General features: G+C 61.8%; 13 protein-coding genes. 4 read left to right on the forward strand and 9 right to left on the reverse strand.

The features are described from left to right. Positions 1 to 148: 148 nt before the first annotated feature. On the reverse strand, positions 149 to 1,276 hold the full coding sequence (lptG, locus tag FH061_RS07070) for an LPS export ABC transporter permease LptG (protein ID WP_151634400.1): 1,128 nt from the start codon (positions 1,274 to 1,276) through the stop codon (positions 149 to 151). Continuing rightward, the gene (gene lptF / locus FH061_RS07075) at positions 1,273 to 2,403 is read right to left on the reverse strand and encodes an LPS export ABC transporter permease LptF (protein ID WP_151634402.1); all 1,131 of its coding nucleotides are present in this window, start codon (positions 2,401 to 2,403) and stop codon (positions 1,273 to 1,275) included. The genes lptG and lptF overlap by 4 nt, the downstream gene beginning before the upstream one ends. A gap of 39 nt (positions 2,404 to 2,442) precedes the next feature. Here lptF and FH061_RS07080 point away from each other — a divergent pair, with 39 nt between their 5' ends. Together FH061_RS07080 and xth are read left to right on the forward strand one after the other, a co-directional pair. Further along, the gene (locus FH061_RS07080; RefSeq protein ID WP_151634404.1) at positions 2,443 to 3,951 is read left to right on the forward strand and encodes a leucyl aminopeptidase; all 1,509 of its coding nucleotides are present in this window, start codon (positions 2,443 to 2,445) and stop codon (positions 3,949 to 3,951) included. A 115-nt stretch (positions 3,952 to 4,066) separates the two neighbouring features. Further along, positions 4,067 to 4,831 (forward strand): exodeoxyribonuclease III, encoded by a 765-nt coding sequence (gene xth, locus FH061_RS07085; RefSeq protein ID WP_151634406.1) that lies wholly within the window; start codon positions 4,067 to 4,069, stop codon positions 4,829 to 4,831. A 142-nt stretch (positions 4,832 to 4,973) separates the two neighbouring features. Here xth and FH061_RS07090 read toward each other — a convergent pair whose 3' ends face one another. The 6 genes from FH061_RS07090 to prpB form a co-directional block, all read right to left on the reverse strand. Beyond that, entirely contained in the window at positions 4,974 to 6,887 is a 1,914-nt protein-coding gene (locus FH061_RS07090) for a propionate--CoA ligase (protein ID WP_264158731.1), read from the reverse strand. 286 nt (positions 6,888 to 7,173) lie between these two features. After that, positions 7,174 to 8,055 carry a hypothetical protein gene (locus tag FH061_RS07095; protein ID WP_151634410.1) on the reverse strand — a complete coding sequence of 294 codons (882 nt, stop codon included), beginning with the start codon at positions 8,053 to 8,055 and terminating at the stop codon, positions 7,174 to 7,176. Positions 8,056 to 8,284: 229 nt separating this feature from the next. After that, a complete protein-coding gene (gene prpF / locus FH061_RS07100) occupies positions 8,285 to 9,475 on the reverse strand; it encodes a 2-methylaconitate cis-trans isomerase PrpF (RefSeq protein ID WP_151634412.1) in 1,191 nt (396 codons plus the stop codon). Positions 9,476 to 9,580: 105 nt separating this feature from the next. Next, positions 9,581 to 12,196, reverse strand: coding sequence for a Fe/S-dependent 2-methylisocitrate dehydratase AcnD (gene acnD, locus FH061_RS07105; RefSeq protein ID WP_151634414.1), 2,616 nt, complete (start codon positions 12,194 to 12,196; stop codon positions 9,581 to 9,583). A gap of 77 nt (positions 12,197 to 12,273) precedes the next feature. Beyond that, the gene (prpC, locus tag FH061_RS07110; protein WP_151634416.1) at positions 12,274 to 13,428 is read right to left on the reverse strand and encodes a bifunctional 2-methylcitrate synthase/citrate synthase; all 1,155 of its coding nucleotides are present in this window, start codon (positions 13,426 to 13,428) and stop codon (positions 12,274 to 12,276) included. Positions 13,429 to 13,469: 41 nt separating this feature from the next. Further along, complete coding sequence (prpB, locus tag FH061_RS07115; protein ID WP_151634418.1) at positions 13,470 to 14,360, reverse strand: methylisocitrate lyase; 891 nt, start codon at positions 14,358 to 14,360, stop codon at positions 13,470 to 13,472. A gap of 205 nt (positions 14,361 to 14,565) precedes the next feature. On the opposite strand from prpB, the gene prpR reads away from it, so the two are divergent. After that, positions 14,566 to 16,188, forward strand: coding sequence for a propionate catabolism operon regulatory protein PrpR (gene prpR, locus FH061_RS07120; protein ID WP_151634420.1), 1,623 nt, complete (start codon positions 14,566 to 14,568; stop codon positions 16,186 to 16,188). Positions 16,189 to 16,311: 123 nt separating this feature from the next. Next, entirely contained in the window at positions 16,312 to 16,497 is a 186-nt protein-coding gene (locus FH061_RS07125) for a DUF1289 domain-containing protein (RefSeq protein WP_225984517.1), read from the forward strand. 38 nt (positions 16,498 to 16,535) lie between these two features. On the opposite strand, the gene cls is transcribed toward FH061_RS07125, so the two are convergent. Then, positions 16,536 to 17,798 carry a cardiolipin synthase gene (gene cls, locus FH061_RS07130; RefSeq protein ID WP_151634645.1) on the reverse strand — a complete coding sequence of 421 codons (1,263 nt, stop codon included), beginning with the start codon at positions 17,796 to 17,798 and terminating at the stop codon, positions 16,536 to 16,538. Between the last annotated feature and the right edge of the window lie 260 nt (positions 17,799 to 18,058).

Raw genomic sequence — 18,058 nt, forward strand, 5'->3', positions numbered from 1 at the left:
CCAGCCTAGTGGCTTAGTCAGGGCCGAGGCAGATTGCTGCTGGAGCAAGGCGTGGCGACGCGACATCGCCACGCCATGGCAAGGAGCAACGACGCCGTGCCGGCGGCAACCTGTCCGGGATCGGCAGGCAGGTCAGGGCGAAAACGCGCTAATGTTTCTGCACCCACCACAAGGCCGACACCGCGATCAGAAGGAAGATCATGCTCGGAATCACCGCGGTTGCCAGCGGCGGCCAGGTATTGAGCAGCCCGACATGGGAAAACAGGCTGTTGAGCAGCTGGAAACTCACACCGATCATGATGCCGATGAAAATCTTCAGGCTCACCCCGCCGGCCCGGAAATGCAGGTAGGCGAACGGCAGCGCCAGCGCCATCATCACCAGTACGGCAAAGGGATAGATCAGCTTCTTCCAGAATGCGATCTCATAGCGCTCGGTGGTCTGGTTGTTCTCGGCCAGGTGCCGGGTATAGGTGGCCAGGCCAAGCGCCGACATGCGGTCGGGATCGGCGAACAGCACCGACAGGATATTGGGCGTGATTTCGGATACCAGATCCCGCGTGCCCGCCTTTTTCGTGGAGACGGCCGCCGAGATATCGGTCACGTTCACCGAGAATGCGGTTTCGGTGACGTCGGACAGGCGCCAGATATTGTCGCCCTGGTAATCGGCATGCACCGCCGTGACCATCGACGTCATGCGGAATTCACGGTCGAACTCGAACAGCCGCACGCCGCGCAGCTGGCCTTGCGGGCTGACGTCCTTGACATTGAGGAAACGGGTGCCGATGGAGTCGCCGGTCAAGCCGTTTTCACGGATCACGTCCTTGGTCCAGAGGCCGGTGCGGAATTCCTGGGAAATCGAGGCGCCTTCCGCCTGCAGTTTCCAGCGCTCGGCCATTTCACTGGTCCTGGGCGCAATGAACTCGCCGAACAGGAAAGTGATGACGACCATGACAATGCCCACGCGCGCCAGCATCCAGCCCGCCATGCCGGTCGACAGTCCGGAAGCGCGCATGATGGTGAATTCCGAACGGGCGGCAAACTGCGCCAGCGCATAGATGGTGCCGATCAGCGCGGCGATCGGCATCAGGTCGTAGACATAGCCGGGCAGCGCCATCAAGACGTACACGAAGGCATGCTGCAGCTGATAGTTGCCGTTCCCGACATCCGGCAGTTCGCCGATCAGGTCGAAGAAGGCGAACAGGGCGAGAAAGGCGATCAGCGTAAACACCACCGCGACCATTATTTCCCGGGCGACATAACGGTTGAGCACTCTCATTTGGCCGCCTTGCCCGACCGCCAGGATCGCTTGAGGGCGCCCCACACGGTCGCCGGATGATAGGGATGATTGACGAACAGCCGCCAGCAGAACAGAAAGGCAATCAGCAGCGCCGCGCTCAGGTGCAGCGGCCACCATGCCATGTCCAGCGACATCCGCTTCTGCACCACCGATGCCTGGAACACGCTGACCATGTTGCTGTAGATGATGTAGAGCAGCAGCGCGATCAGCAGGTTGGCCGAGCGCCCGCCGCGCGGGTTGGCGAAACCGAGGGGAATCGCCAGCAGCATCAGCAGCAGGCCCATGATGGGCAGCGACAGCCGCCACAGCAGTTCGCCGCTGTTGAAATGGTTCAGGTTGGCGATCAGGGCCAGCGTCGGCAGCGAGCGGGCCGACAGGTCGCCGACCAGCGCCTGCGACTGCCGCGCCACCAGCACGCCGTAGCGCTCGAATTCGATGACCCGGAAATCATCCTGGCTGGCCACGCCGTCATAGCGGCGTCCCTTGTCCATCAGCAGGAACTTGTCGCCGCGCTCGTCGATGGCGACCGTACCTTCCTTGGCCACCACGACGCTGGTGCGGCCGTTCTGGATGGTGTTGACAAATACGTTTCTGACCTTGGTGGAATCGCCGCTGATGCCTTCGACGAAAAAGATGCGGTCGGCGGAGGACGACTCCTGGAACTTGCCGGGCGAAACGCGGGAAATGTCTTCCCGCTTCTCGAAGCGTTCGCGGAATTCCGCGCTTTGCCGGTTGGCCCAGGGCGTGACGAAGAAGCTGAGCAGGCCTATCAGGACGACAAGCGGCAGGCCGAAACTCATGACGGGACGAATCCATCTCGACAGGCTTAGTCCGGAGGCGAACCAGACCACCATTTCCGAATCCTGGTAACTGCGCGTGACCACCACCAGCACCGAAATGAAACCGGTGAGGATGAGGATGATCGACAGGTATTTGAGTGCCGCGAAACCGATGAGTGCAATGACGTCCTGCGAAGCGACCCGACCGCCGGCCGCCTGGCCGAGGATCTTGATGAGCATCACAGTGATCGTGATTGTGAACAGCGTGGTGAAGACAGCGCCGGCGGTACTTACCAGTTCGCGTCGAAGTGCGCGCTGAAAGATCATTGAATAGAAGACTATAATTGCGTCTCAAAAGGAGTGACCATGGACTTTAGCATAAAACCTATCGACGCAAAAACCGGGCTCGCCGGGGCCAAAACCGGCTGTATCGCAGTAGGCGTATTTGAAGACAAGAAACTCTCCCAGGCCGCCCAGTCGCTGGACCGCAAGGGCCAGATCGCCGCGGCGCTGAAGTCGGGCGACATCAGCGGCAAGGCCGGTACCACCCTCCTCCTGCGCGGGCTGGACGGCGTGGCCGCCGAGCGCGTCCTCCTGGTCGGCCTTGGCAAGGAGCAGGAGCTCTCCGAAAAGAATTTTGTATCCGCGGTCCAGGCGACCGCCCGCGTCTTCGCCACGCTGGGATCGGCGGACGGCGCGATCGCCCTGCCGCTGGAACAGGTCAGGAACCGCGACGCGGCCTGGGCGGTGCGCAGCGCCGTGCTGGCGGTGCGCGATGCCGGCTACCGCTATGACACCACAAAGAGCACCAAGGAAGCCCCGCAGGGCGGCGTCAGGAAGATCGCCTTCCTCGCCGGCGCCGCCGACGGCGTCGTCAAGACCGCGGTCGCGCAGGGAATCGCGCTGGCCAACGGCGTCGACCTGACCAAGGACCTGGGAAACCTCCCTCCCAACATCTGCACCCCGACCTACCTCGCCGACACCGCCAAGCAATTGGCCAGGGAGTTCGGCTTCGGCGTCGAAGTGCTGGACCGCAAGCAGCTTGAAGCGCTCAAGATGGGCAGCTTCCTGTCGGTGACCAAGGGCAGCGACGAGCCGCCGAAGTTCATCGTTCTCAAGCATCTGAACGGCAAGGCCAAGGACGCGCCGGTGGTCCTGGTCGGCAAGGGAATCACCTTCGATACCGGCGGCATTTCGCTCAAGCCGGGCGCCAACATGGATGAAATGAAGTACGACATGTGCGGCGCGGCATCCGTGCTCGGCACCTTCCGCGCCCTCGGCGAGATGAACCTGAAGCTCAACGTGATCGGCGTCATCCCCGCCTGCGAAAACATGCCGTCGGGCCGCGCCTCCAAGCCGGGCGACATCGTCACCTCCATGTCCGGCCAGACCATCGAGATTCTCAACACCGATGCCGAGGGCCGCCTGATCCTGTGCGACGCCCTGACTTACGTCGAGCGCTTCAAGCCGGCGGCCGTAGTCGACATCGCCACGCTGACCGGCGCCTGCGTCACCGCGCTCGGCCACCACAATTCCGGCCTGTTCACCCGCCATGACGATGTGCATGACGACCTTGCCAATGAATTGCTCGCAGCCGGCAAGGCCAGCGGCGACACCGCCTGGCGCATGCCGATCGAAGATGCCTATCAGGAACAGCTGAAGTCCAACTTCGCCGACATGGCCAATATCGGCGGTCCGCCGGGCGGCAGCATCACCGCGGCCTGCTTCCTCGAGCGCTATACCCGCAAGTACACCTGGGCGCACCTCGACATCGCCGGCACCGCATGGAAGAGCGGCGCGGCCAAGGGCGCCTCCGGCCGTCCCGTGCCGCTGCTGACCACCTTCCTGATCAACCGCGCCAACGGCAAGGCCTGACGGAACTTGTTCCGGCACCGGACCGGGGCGGCATGTGCCGCTCCGGTCTCCTTCAACATCCCGATGGCCGCCGCTCCCGCACGGCGGCACGCGGATATTCCACTCCCTGCATCCCATGAAACTAGTCACCTGGAACGTCAATTCCCTCAAGGTCCGCCTGCCGCAGGTCCTGCAATGGCTGGCCGAGAATCCGGTCGACGTGCTCTGCCTTCAGGAAACCAAGCTGACCGATGACAAGTTTCCCGTGGCGGAGATTGAAGCGGCCGGCTATCAGGTGATCTTCACCGGGCAAAAGACCTATAACGGCGTCGCCATCCTGTCCAGGCATCCGATGAGCGAAGTGGTGAAGAACAATCCCCGCTTCGAGGATGAGCAGCAGCGCATCATCGCCGCGACCATCGAAGGCGTGCGCGTGGTATGCGCCTATATTCCGAACGGCCAGGCGGTCGGCTCCGACAAGTACCAGTACAAGCTGCGCTGGCTCGACGCCCTGCACGACTGGCTGGCCGATGAACTGAAAACGCACGAGAGCCTGGCATTGCTTGGCGATTACAACATTGCTCCCGACGATCGCGACGTGCACGACCCCATCGGATGGCAGGGACAGGTGCTGGTGTCGGATCTGGAGCGCGCCGCCTTCCAGCGCCTGCTGGGTCTCGGCCTGAAGGACTCGTTCCGGCTGTTCGAACAGCCGGAAAAGCTGTTCAGCTGGTGGGACTATCGAATGATGGCTTTCCGCCGCAACATGGGCCTGCGCATCGACCACATCCTGCTGTCGCCGCCGCTGGCGGCGCGCTGCACCGCCTGTATCATCGACAAGGCGCCGCGCAAATGGGAGCAGCCGTCCGACCATACGCCGGTGGTGGCGACCATCGATTGATCGCCGCGCCACGCGGCAGTCCGGGCCCGGCCGGAACAACGCGGTTGACGGGTCGGGTAGTGCAGGCCTCCGTGCCTGCACATTCTCCGGACGCATAGCTTTGTGCTGGCACGGAGGCCTGCACTACCTGACCGGCTGAGATTCATTCAGCCAGCACCGCCCGGATCTGCTGCAGGCTGGCCGGATCTTCAATCGTGGTCAGGTCGCCCGGATCGCGTCCTTCGCAAATCGCCTGTATCGAGCGCCGCAGCAGCTTGCCCGAGCGCGTCTTCGGCAGCAGCGAGACGAAATGCACCCGCGCCGGCCGTCCGACCGCGCCGAGCTGCTTGTCGACCACCGCCATCACGTCGGCTTCCAGTGCCTTGCGCCCTTCCGGCGTGGCCACGGCATCGGCATTCTTCAGGATTGCGAAGGCGACCGCCACCTGTCCCTTGATCTTGTCCTCGACGCCGACCACGGCAACCTCGGACACGTTCGGATGGCTGGAAATGCTTTCCTCGATTTCGCGCGTGCCGAGGCGATGGCCGGCGACATTGATCACGTCGTCGGTGCGGCCAAGGATGAAGTAATAACCGTCGGCATCGCGGATGCCCCAGTCGAAGGTGGAATACACCTGCTCGCGGAAGTTGGACCAGTAGGTCTTCACGAAGCGCTCGTCGTCGCCGTACACGGTCTGCATGCAGCCGGGCGGCAGCGGTCCTTCGATGACCACCACGCCCTTTTCATTGGGCCCGCATTCGGCGCCGGTCGATTCGTTGAGCAGCTTGACCTTGTAGCCGTACATCGGCACGCCGGGGCTGCCGAGGCGGGTCGGCTTGTCCTCGACGCCCTTGGCCACTGACAGGATCGGCCAGCCGGTTTCGGTCTGCCAGTAGTTGTCGATGATCGGCACGCCGAGTTCGCCCGAGATCCACGACGAGGTGGGCTCATCCAGCGGTTCGCCGGCAAGGTACAGCGCCTTCAAAGAGGAAAGGTCATGCCTGCGCATGAATTCGGTCGGCTGCTTCTTCAGCACCCGCACCGCGGTCGGCGCGGAGAACATGCGGGTGACCTTGTATTTCTCGACGATGCTCCACCAGATGCCGGCGTCGGGGCGGATCGGCAAGCCCTCGTACATCACCGTCGCCATGCCGGCGATCAGCGGGCCGTAGACGATATAGGAGTGGCCGACCACCCAGCCTATATCGGAGGTGGAAAAATAGGTTTCGCCGGGATTGCCGCAGAAGATGTGCTTCATCGATGCGGCAAGCGCCACCGCATAACCGCCCACGTCGCGCTGCACGCCCTTGGGCTTTCCGGTGGTGCCGGAGGTGTAGAGGATATAGGACGTCTCGTTCGACTCCAGCCAGGTCACCGGCACCTGCGCCTGCATGTGCCGCTCGCGCAGCGCCGCATAGTCGACGTCGCGTCCTTCGGTCATCTGCATCGGCGCCAGCGCGCGATTGACGAGCAGTACATGCGCGGGCTTGTGCTGGGCGAGGCGGATCGCGTCGTCGAGCAGCGGCTTGTATTCCACTACCTTGCCGCCGCGCGAGCCGGCATCGGCGGACACGATCAGCGCCGGCTTGGCATCATCGATGCGGGTTGCCAGGCTGTTGGCGGCAAAGCCGCCGAATACCACGGAATGGATGGCACCGATGCGCGCGCAGGCCAGCATCGCGAACGCCGCCTCGGCAATCATTGGCATATAGATCAGCACCCGGTCGCCCTTGCCGACGCCGAGCGCCTGCATCATCGCCGCGGCACGCATGACTTCGCCTTGCAGTTCGCTGAAGCTGTAGACCTTTTCGCTGTTGGTCTCGGTGGAAATGGCGATCAGCGCGGGCTTGTCCGCCTGGGTTTCCACCCAGCGGTCGACCGCGTTGTGGCACAGGTTGGTCATGCCGCCAATGAACCATCTGGCAAACGGCGGCCGCGAATCATCGAGCACTTGGGAAAATGGCTGCTGCCAGTCGATCCGTTTCGCCTCCTGGGCCCAGAATGACTCGGGGTGGTCGACCGATTGCCGGTAGAAATCCGCAAAGTTCATGGCATCTCCATCATCGTTATACTGAATCGAGTTTGGATGAACTGGCTTACTGCCGACTTACGTCGACAGGGGGAGCAAACCACATCATGCTCCCCCGCGCGGACTTTTCCTGCTTTGCAGCAAATAGCACGGATGCGCGGCTGTCTTTACGACCTCCTCCCTCCCTGCCCCTGATTGGCCATGGATGACCGCGCGACCATGATACGCAACAGGAAAGTCTTTTCCGTATCACCACCATGTCGTCGCAACATATGGGCTCAGTCGACGCAAGAAAACCTTCCCGCGCAGACGCTCCTTACGGCGCGTTGCGGCTCTACACCTTATTCCAGTTGTCAAATTCGCTCCTGGAGATCCGTCCGAGCCCGTTCATTCCTTCTGTTTCGACTTCGCCGCTATTCCTGTGAAGCCAGGCGGCTGCCCTGGTCACTTCAGGATCATCGACCTCGACCCAGTTCTTCTTCTCCTGGTCGTAATAGCGCCCATTGTTGGCCATCTGCTCGACGGTTTTGAGGGAAACGTCTTTCCAGTCCTCTCCGAACTGCTCATTGAAATACTTCGACAATGCTTTCTGGGAATCGGGACCGGTCGTGGAACCAATAGGATCTTTCCAGTGACCTTCGTCCGACTCATTAGAACCATGGAGTTTGCTCGAATCCCTCATATTTTTCCGGAACCTTTCGGGATCCAGCGCACCCTCGGGATCATCTGGATCCTTGTTCTTGAGTCGGCCGTAAAGAGCAAAATCATTGTCCGCAAACTTCTTGAAAGCGGCATGCTGCTTTTCCGTCAGATCGATCACTTTCCCGTTCCCGCCGACGGTACCGGAATCCGCCCCTTCCCAGATGTTCTGATAACTTAGCCGGCCGTTTTGAAGATCCTCCCGATTCTTCTTCATGAAGCTGTCGACTTCGCGCGCTGCGTCATAGTCCGTCAGGCGGTACTTCCGGGCATTATTATTGTTATCCGGGTCCTTGGTGCCCTTGCTATCGGGGTCCTTGATGGGCTCGTCGTCCGGGTCCTTCTTGGCCTTGGTATCGGGATCCTTGATGCTCCCGTTATCCGGGTCCTTCTTGGCCTTTTTATCCGGGTCGTTGTTGGCTTCGTTATCCGAACCCTTCTTGGTCTTTTTCGGTTCATCATCCTGAACCTGATGCGACCGGGCATTCGATGTGCTATTTAATGGGGTTAATGCCATGCTTTTCTCCTATGTATGGCTATATAAACGAACAATCATTCAGCACTCCGGCCAGACAGGAGCCTGGCCCCGGTCGATTTTCGGAAAAGACAGTCCCGAAACCGCATGCTTGATGATGTGTTTTGAGCAAAAAGATTACTCATACATAAGTGGCAGCTGCGCCGGTTCAGTTCGCATTGCAGTAAAGCAATTCGAACCGCCGGCGCTGAAACGGTTTGCCAGGCCCGTTTTAGAATGCATCTCCCGGCACACGCACCCAGCCTTCCATCAGCACTCTCGCGCTGCGGCTCATGATGGCCTTGGTCACGCTCCATTCCCCGCCCGCCCGGGTGGCTTCCGCCCCGACTCTCAGGGTGCCGGAAGGATGGCCGAACCGCACGGCATTGCGCTCGCCGCCGCCGGCCGCGAGATTGACCAGCGTGCCCGGAATCGCCGCCGCAGTACCGATGGCAACCGCGGCGGTGCCCATCATTGCATGATGCAGCTTACCCATCGACAGCGCCCGCACCAGCAGGTCCACGTCTTCCGCCTTGACCTGCTTGCCGCTGGACGACACATACTCCGCAGGCTTGGCGACGAATGCCACTTTCGGCGTGTGCTGGCGCTTGGCCGCCTCGTCGACGTTCTTGATCAGGCCCATGCGTAGCGCGCCGTAGGCACGGATGGTCTCGAACATCGCCAGCGCCCTGGCGTCGCCGTTGATGGCGTCCTGCAGTTCGGTACCGGTATAGCCGATGGCTTCCGCATTGACGAAGATGGTCGGGATGCCGGCATTGATCATGGTTGCCTTCAGCGTGCCGATGCCCGGCACTTCGAGGTCGTCAACCAGATTGCCGGTCGGGAACATCGAGCCGCCCGCTCCCTCTTCCTCGGCTGCGGGGTCCATGAATTCCAGCTGCACTTCCGCTGCCGGGAAGGTGACGCCGTCGAGTTCGAAGTCGCCGGTTTCCTGCACTTCGCCGTTGGTGATCGGCACATGGGAAATGATGGTCTTGCCGATGTTGGCCTGCCAGATGCGCACGGTGGCGATGCCGTTCTGGGGAATACGCTCGGCATCGATCAGGCCGTTGCTGATGGCAAAGGGACCGATTGCCGACGACAGGTTGCCGCAGTTGCCGCTCCAGTCGACGAAGGCATTGTCGATGGAGACCTGGCCGAACAGGTAATCGACGTCATGACCGGGCCGGGTGCTCCTGGCAACGATTACCGTCTTGCTGGTGCTGGAAGTCGCGGCGCCCATGCCGTCGATCTGCTTGCCGTAGGGATCGGGGCTACCGATGACGCGCATCAGCAATGCGTCGCGCGCCGCGCCGGGAACCTGCGCCGCTTCCGGCAGGTCCTGCAGGCGGAAGAACACGCCCTTGCTGGTGCCGCCGCGCATGTAGGTGGCGGGAATTTTGATTTGGGGTACGTGGGGCATCTTGAATGTTTCCTGTTCCAAGGGATATCCCTCCCTATTGCAAGGGAGGGAATACCGTTCTCCAATACGCCGGGAAAGCAGGCTAAAAGAAGGCTAAAAAAGACCTTAAGCCGCCTTCGCCGTCGATTCCAGAAAGTCTTGCGCAAACCGCTGCAGCACGCCGCCGGCTTCATAGATCGACACTTCCTCCGCCGTATCCAGCCGGCAGGTCACGGCAACTTCCACCCGTTCGCCGTTCTTGCGCTGGATGACCAGCGTCAGGTCGGCGCGCGGCTTGCGCTCGCCGATCACGTCGAAGGTCTCGGTGCCGTCGATGTTCAGGGTCAGGCGGTTGGTGCCCGGCTTGAACTCCAGCGGCAGCACGCCCATGCCGATCAGGTTGGTGCGGTGGATGCGCTCGAAGCCTTCGGCGACGATCGCTTCCACACCGGCAAGGCGCACGCCCTTCGCCGCCCAGTCGCGGGAAGAACCCTGGCCGTAGTCGGCGCCGGCAATCACGATCAGCGGCTGCTTGCGTTCCATGTAGGTTTCGATCGCTTCCCACATGCGCGTGACCTGGCCTTCCGGCTCGATGCGGGTCAGCGAGCCGGGCTTCACCGTGCCGTCCGCATTGCGCACCATCTCGTTCTTCAGGGTCGGATTGGCGAAGGTGGCGCGCTGCGTGGTGAGGTGGTCGCCGCGGTGGGTCGCATAGGAATTGAAGTCTTCCTCCGGCAGGCCCATCTTCGCCAGGTATTCGCCCGCCGCACTGCTCGGCAGGATCGCATTCGACGGCGACAGGTGATCGGTGGTGATGTTGTCGCCCAGCACCGCCAGCGGACGCATGCCTTTCAGGGTACGGGGATTGGCCGCGAGCGCGCCCTGCCCTTCCTTGTCCCAGTACGGCGGACGGCGGATGTAGGTGCTCATCGGACGCCAGTCGTACAGCGGCTTGATGCCTTCGGTAACCGCCGCCTTCTTCTCGAACATCGGGATGTAGACGTTGCGGAACTGCTCCGGCTTGACGCTGGATTTCACGATCGCATCGATCTCGTCATCCGACGGCCACAGATCCTTCAGCATGATCGGCTTGCCATTGGCATCGGTGCCGAAGGCATCGCGCTCGATGTCGAAGCGGATGGTGCCGGCCAGCGCATAGGCCACCACCAGCGGCGGCGAAGCGAGGAAGGCCTGTTTCGCATACGGATGGATGCGGCCGTCGAAGTTGCGGTTGCCGGACAGCACGGCGGTCGCATACAGGTCGCGGTCGATGATTTCCTGCTGAATCTTCGGATCGAGCGCGCCGGACATGCCGTTGCAGGTGGTGCAGGCGAAAGCCACGATGCCGAAGCCAAGCTTTTCCAGTTCGCCCTTCAGGCCGGCGTCGTCCAGGTACAGCTCCACCGCTTTCGATCCCGGCGCCAGCGAACTCTTCACCCAAGGCTTGCGCGTCAGGCCGAGGCGGTTGGCGTTGCGCGCCAGGAGACCGGCGGCAATCACGTTGCGCGGATTGCTGGTGTTGGTGCAGCTGGTGATCGCGGCAATGATCACCGCGCCGTCGGGCATCTGCCCCGGCACCTCTTCCCACTTGCCGGCAATGCCCTTGACCGCGAGGTCGGTGGTCGCCACCCGCGCATGCGGATTGGACGGGCCGGCCATGTTGCGCACCACCGAGGACAGGTCGAACTTCAGCAGGCGTTCGTACTGCGCATTCTTCAGCGTGTCCGACCACAGGCCGGCTTCCTTCGCATAGAGTTCGACCAGCTTCACATCCTCGTCGGGGCGGCCGGTAAGCTTCAGGTATTCGATGGTCTGCTCGTCGATGGAGAACATCGCCGCCGTCGCGCCGTACTCCGGCGCCATGTTGGAGATGGTGGCGCGGTCGCCCAGCGTCAGCGATCTGGCGCCGTCGCCGTAGAACTCGAGATACGCGCCGACCACCTTGGACTTGCGCAGGAATTCGGTGAGCGCCAGCACGATGTCGGTGGCGGTGATGCCCGGCTGGCGCTTGCCGCTCAGCTCCACGCCGATGATTTCCGGCAGGCGCATCCAGGAGGCGCGGCCGAGCATGACGTTCTCGGCTTCCAGGCCGCCGACGCCGACGGCGATCACGCCCAGCGCATCGACGTGCGGCGTGTGGCTGTCGGTGCCGACCAGCGTATCGGGAAAGGCCACGCCATCCTTGGCATGCACCACCGGCGACATCTTTTCCAGGTTGATCTGGTGCATGATGCCGTTGCCGGCCGGGATCACATCGACGTTCTTGAAAGCCAGCTTGGTCCATTCGATGAAATGGAAGCGGTCTTCGTTGCGGCGGTCCTCGATGGCGCGGTTCTTTTCAAACGCCTGCGGATCGTAGCCGCCGCACTCCACCGACAGCGAATGGTCGACGATGAGCTGGACCGGCACGACGGGATTGACCTTGGCCGGATCGCCGCCCTGCTGGGCGATGGCGTCGCGCAGGCCGGCAAGATCGACCAGTGCCGTCTGGCCCAAGATGTCGTGGCAGACCACGCGCGCGGGGAACCAGGGGAAGTCGCGCTCGCGCTTGACCTCGACGATCTGCTTCAGGCAGTCGACAAGAATGACGGGATCGCAGCGGCGCACGAGATTCTCGGCATGCACGCGCGAGGTATAGGGCAGCTTTTCCCAGGCGCCCGGCTGGATGGCTTCGACCGCGGCGCGCGCATCGAAATAGTCCAGTGATGTGCCCGGCAAGGGCTTGCGGTAGGCGGTATTCATGAATGATCCGAGTGAGTGGCTCTTGAAGGGAGTGCCTGCAATGAAGGCATCGCAGGCGTTTTCATTGATCTGATGCTTTACTTGCGCTCGCCGATGGGAACGAACTTCAGGTCTTCCGGACCGACGTAATTCGCGCTCGGACGGATGATCTTGTTGTCAATGCGCTGCTCGATGATGTGCGCGGCCCAGCCCGATGTGCGCGAGATGACGAACAGCGGGGTGAACATCGCCGTCGGCACGCCCATCATGTGATACGACACGGCCGAGAACCAGTCGAGGTTGGGGAACATCTTCTTGATGTCCCACATCACTGTTTCCAGGCGCTCGGCGATGTCGAACATCTTGGTCGAGCCGGCTTCGTTCGACAGATTGCGCGCCACTTCCTTGATCACCTTGTTGCGCGGATCGGAGATGGTATAGACCGGATGGCCGAAGCCGATCACGACTTCCTTGTTTTCCACGCGGCGGCGGATGTCGGCTTCCGCTTCGTCCGGATTGTCGTAGCGCTTCTGGATCTCGAATGCGACTTCATTGGCGCCGCCGTGCTTGGGACCGCGCAGCGCGCCGATGGCGCCGGTGATCGCGGAATACATGTCCGAGCCGGTGCCGGCGATGACGCGGCCGGTAAAGGTGGAGGCATTGAACTCGTGCTCCGCATACAGGATCAGCGAAGTGTGCATCGCCCTCTCCCATGACGCCGACGGTTTATGGCCATGCAGCAGGTGCAGGAAGTGGCCGCCGATGGAATCGTCGTCGGTTTCGGTCTCGATGCGCTTGCCGTTATGGCTGAAGTGATACCAGTACAGCAGCATCGAACCCAGCGATGCCATCAGGCGATCGGCGATATCGCGCGCGCCGGGCGTGTTGTGATCATCCTTCTCCGGCAGCACACAGCCGAGCACCGAGACGCCGGTGCGCATCACGTCCATCGGATGCGAGGACGCCGGCAGGGTTTCCAGCGCGGCCTTCACATTGGCGGGCAGGCCGCGCAGCGACTTGAGCTTGGCCTTGTAGCCTCTCAGCTCGGCGGCATTGGGCAGCTTGCCATGCACCAGCAGGTGAGCAATCTCTTCGAATTCGCAGGCATTGGCGACATCGAGAATGTCATAGCCGCGATAGTGCAAGTCGTTGCCGGTCTTGCCGACGGTGCAGAGCGCGGTGTTGCCCGCAGTGACGCCGGACAGCGCGACGGATTTCTTCGGCTTGAAGCCTGTGGCTTGCTGATCGCTCATACGAAAGTCTCCAGGGAAAAGTTCTACGGTGTTGCGTTCGGTTATTTGGCTTTTTGCTGCGCGAACAGCGCATCGAGTTTCTGTTCGAAATCGTGGTAATTGATGCGGTCATAGAGCTCCATGCGGGTCTGCATGGTATCGACCACGTTCTTTTGCGTGCCGTCGCGGCGGATCGCGGTGTAGACGTTTTCAGCCGCCTTGTTCATCGCGCGGAAGGCCGACAGCGGATAGAGCACCAGGCCCACATCCGCGCTCTTGAGTTCCTCGACGGTATACAGCGGCGTCGCACCGAACTCGGTGATGTTGGCCAGGACCGGCACCTTCACCGCATCGGCGAAAGTCTTGTACATCTCCAGCTTGGTGATGGCTTCCGGGAAGATCATGTCGGCCCCGGCTTCGACGCAGGCCTGGGCGCGGTCGAGCGCGGCCTCCAGGCCTTCGACGGCGAGCGCGTCGGTGCGGGCCATGATGACGAAGTTGTCATCGGTGCGGGCGTCGACCGCCGCCTTGATGCGGTCCACCATTTCCTGTTTGGAAACGATTTCCTTGTTCGGACGATGGCCGCAGCGCTTGGCGCCGACCTGGTCTTCGATATGGATGGCCGCCGCGCCGAACTTGATCATCGACTTCACGGTGCGGGCGACGTTGAAGGCGGACGAACCGAAGCCGGTATCGACATCAACCAGCAGCGGCAGGTCGCACACGTCGGTGATGCGGCGCACGTCCGTCAGCACGTCGTCGAGATTGGAAATGCCAAGGTCGGGCAAGCCGAGCGAGCCGGCCGCCACGCCGCCGCCGGACAGGTAAATGGCACGATAACCGGCGCGCTTGGCCAGCAGGGCATGGTTGGCATTGATGGCGCCGACCACTTGCAACGGGGATTCTTCTTGGACCGCCTTGCGGAAGGCGGCGCCTGCGGAATAAACACTCATGGATTCACCTAGTTGATGTTTCACGGAACTGCGTTTGCCTCATGGATTGCAAGGGGTGTGCCAATTGGTAATGCGGCCGATATAAGAGAGAAATTCCCCTATTGCTCAAATACTTGCGGATGCCTGCTCTGATTTGCACGCATCCCGGCGCACTGAAACGTTTCATTCTGCGTTACACTTGAAACGTTCCCATGAAACGAGAAACATGCGTCCACGCAGCCATTCCCTGTCGGACTCCTCCGAGAAACCGGTCATCTGGACCGTCGCGATCTCCCGCCTGTCGGACTTGTTCCGCGACATCACGCTGGAATTCGATGACCGGGCCAGCATCGAACCTATCCAGTTCGGCTTCGAGGAAGCCGTGCGCCATATCCGCGAGCGCATGGAAAACGAGCGCTGCGACGCCGTCATCGCCGCGGGCTCGAACGCCGCCTACCTGAAGAGCCGGCTGTCGCTGCCTGTGGTGATTGCCAAGGCCAGCGGCTTTGACGTGATGCAGGCGCTGGCGCGCGCCCGCAAGATCACGGCCGATATCGGCATGATCAGCTACCAGGAAACCATGCCGGAGCTGAGCGAGTTCCAGGAAACCTTCGGCCTGAAGATCATGCAGCGCACCTATGCCACCGAGGAAGATGCGCGGGCGCAGATCAATGAAATGAAAGCCGCCGGCATCAAGGCCATCGTCGGTGCCGGACTCATCACCGACCTGGCCGAGGAGGCTGGCCTGGCCGGCGTGTTCGTTTATTCCGCGGCATCAATACGGCAGGCATTCGAGGATGCGCTGGAAATTGCGCGCTTCACCCACCTGGAAAGCGGGCGCTCCCGCACCAACCCGCTGGCCGATGCCCTGCGCGCCAAGCATGGCCTGAACGATCTTCGCGGCGAATCCGCCGCCATGCAGCGGGTGCGGCAGTCGATCGTGCTGTTCGCCAAGTCGCCGGCCACCGTGCTGATCCAGGGCGAGACTGGCACCGGAAAGGAACTGGTCGCCCAGGCGATCCACCGCGAGAGCCAGCGGGCACGGCAGCCTTTCGTCGCCATCAATTGCGGCGCGGTGGCGGAATCGCTGCTGGAGTCGGAGCTGTTCGGCTATGAGGAAGGCGCATTCACGGGTTCGCGCCGCGGCGGGCATGCCGGCCTGTTCGAGGCAGCCAATCGCGGCACGCTGTTCCTCGACGAGATCGGCGAGATGCCGCTGCCATTGCAGACGCGCCTGCTGCGGGTGCTCGAGGAACGCGAGGTGGTGCGCGTCGGCGGCACCCGGCCGATTCCGGTGAATGTGCGCATCATCAGCGCCACGCATTGCGATCTTGACCAGCGGGTACGGGATGGCCGCTTCCGGGCCGACCTCTTCTACCGGCTCGCGGTGCTGCGCCTGACCCTGCCGCCGCTGCGCGAGCGCAAGGAAGACCTTGTGGCGCTGGCGGAATGGGGCTTGAAGAACGCGCTGGCCGCCCTCGGAACGCGCCCGCATGCGAACCTGCATGCGGAACTGCTGGCCTGCGCTCCGCTGCTGGAAGGCTATGCATGGCCGGGGAACGTGCGGGAACTGCGAAACCTGATGGAGCGGCTGGCGCTGTTCCTTGCCGCCGAGCCATTGCAGGCGCTGTCGCCGGGGTTCGTCGCCGCCACGGCTCCCGAACTCGGTATGGCGGCCGTGCCCGGCCGGGCGAGCCTGGAAACGTCGAAGGAGCCGAAGGAGCAAAAGGAGCCGACGGACTCCCTGGCGCAGGTGCTGGCGCGCTTCAACGGCAATCGCGAAGCGGCGGCACGGCATCTGGGCATCAGCCGCACGACCTTGTGGCGAAAGCTCAACCGCGGCGAATAAGTCGTCGGCGAAGTGCAACCGTGCAACCGTGCAATCGTGCAACACGGATAACGGCACGTTGAACGGGCGGAAATACCCGCTCCGGGATATCATTGCCGCTGAATGTCTTCCGCCCTTTCTTTCATGCAAAACAAGTCCCGCCCCGACACCCCTTGTGTTGCCGTTTGTTCAACCACCTTCGATGATGTCTGCCGCGGCTGCGGCCGCACTGTGGCGGAGGTCGCCAACTGGGTGTTCATGACGGAAGAGGAAAAGGAAAAGGTCTGGATGCGCATCACCGCGGAGGGCTATCCGCGCCGCCAGTCGTGAATTCGTGATGCATCAACGGCTTGATCGATAATTGCCACCTATAGCTGCTTCCCCAGCAGCGACATCGCATGTTCGAACAGCTTTTCCTGCAGCGGCCGTGATTTCCATTCTTCCAGCGTGACGCGGCGGGAACGGGCCAGATCCTGCTCGAACTCCCTGCTCATCTCTTCCGCAAACTTCTTGTCGTAGATGTTGAGATTGGCCTCGTCATTGAGCCTGAAAGAACGGTTGTCGAAATTGGTCGAGCCGGTGGAGACGAGGTAACCGTCGACGATCATGATCTTGCAGTGAAACATCGTCGGCTGGTATTCATAGATCTCGATCCCCGCTTCCAGCAGTTCTCCCCAGCGTGCCCGCGACGCCCGGCGCACCACTTCGGTATCGATGTGTTCTCCCGGCGTGATGATGCGTATCTTCACGCCGCGCCTGGCGGCCGCGACGAGAGCCTGGATAGCCAGTTCATCAGGCACGAAATAGGAATTCGCCAGCAGGATGGTTTCGCGGGACGATGCGATCGAGAGCAGGTACATCAGGTGCATGCTTTCGCTGCCGCCGGTTGGTGAACTGCTGAACATCTGGGCCGGGATCGTCCCTGTAGGCTCGATATGCGGAAAGTATTCCGATGCATGCAGGACGCGGCCGTTGGCCTTGATCCAGTTATCGAGAAACACCGCCTGAAATTCCGACACGGCAGGCCCTTCGACGCGGAAATGCGAGTCGCGCCAGTGGTCCTTGTCCTCCGCGTTGCCGTCCCAATGATCGGCGATGCCGACGCCGCCGGTGAAGGCAACCTGTCCATCGACGATCAGCAGCTTGCGATGCGTGCGGTTGTTCATGCGCGTAAGGTTCGCCCAGTGCGGCTGATGATAGCGTTCGACTTCTACGCCGCTATCGCGCAGCAGGGCAAGCATGTCTTCATCCATCTTGGCGCTTCCGATCCAGTCAAGCAGCACATGCACTTTCACTCCCGAACGCGCGCGTTCGCTCAAGGCTTCGACGAAAGCCTTGCCGATATGGCCGGACCAGTAGATGTAGGTTTCGAAGGTGATGGTTTTCTTCGCGGAACGGATCGCCGCCAGCATCGAAGGAAAGATCTCGCGGCCGTTCTCCAGATGTTCAACCCGGTTGCCTTCCATGATGGTCGGGCCAAGCAGCACGCCCATCGAGCGCAGAAACTGCGGATCCGTAACCGCGTACAGGCTTTCGATCTGTGTCTCGATCTTCTTCTCACCCTCGTTGAGATTGGCAATGAGGATGGTGACGATGGCTGTGAGCGCGATCGCAATGATGATGTGGATTATGCTGAAATGCTTTTTCACCTGTCCGCCCCCTGATGGCGCGCAGGAATTGCCGCCGGCAGCGCTTGACCCCGTGCTGCCTGACACATTGCGCAGCACGGCATCCGCTATTGTTCCAATACAGCAAAAAGCTGTTCGGCTATGTTATTCCTTGCGTCAATGCGCGGTCTTGCGCTGGATAAAGCTTCATGCTGGTGCGTGCACCGGTCCAATAAGGAGCAGCGCACCGCAAAAGCGCAAAAGGCAAGGGAAAGCAAAGCGGG

The sequence above is a fragment of the Noviherbaspirillum aerium genome (assembly GCF_008929045.1).
In the GTDB taxonomy this organism is placed as follows: Bacteria; Pseudomonadota; Gammaproteobacteria; order Burkholderiales; family Burkholderiaceae_D; genus Noviherbaspirillum; species Noviherbaspirillum aerium.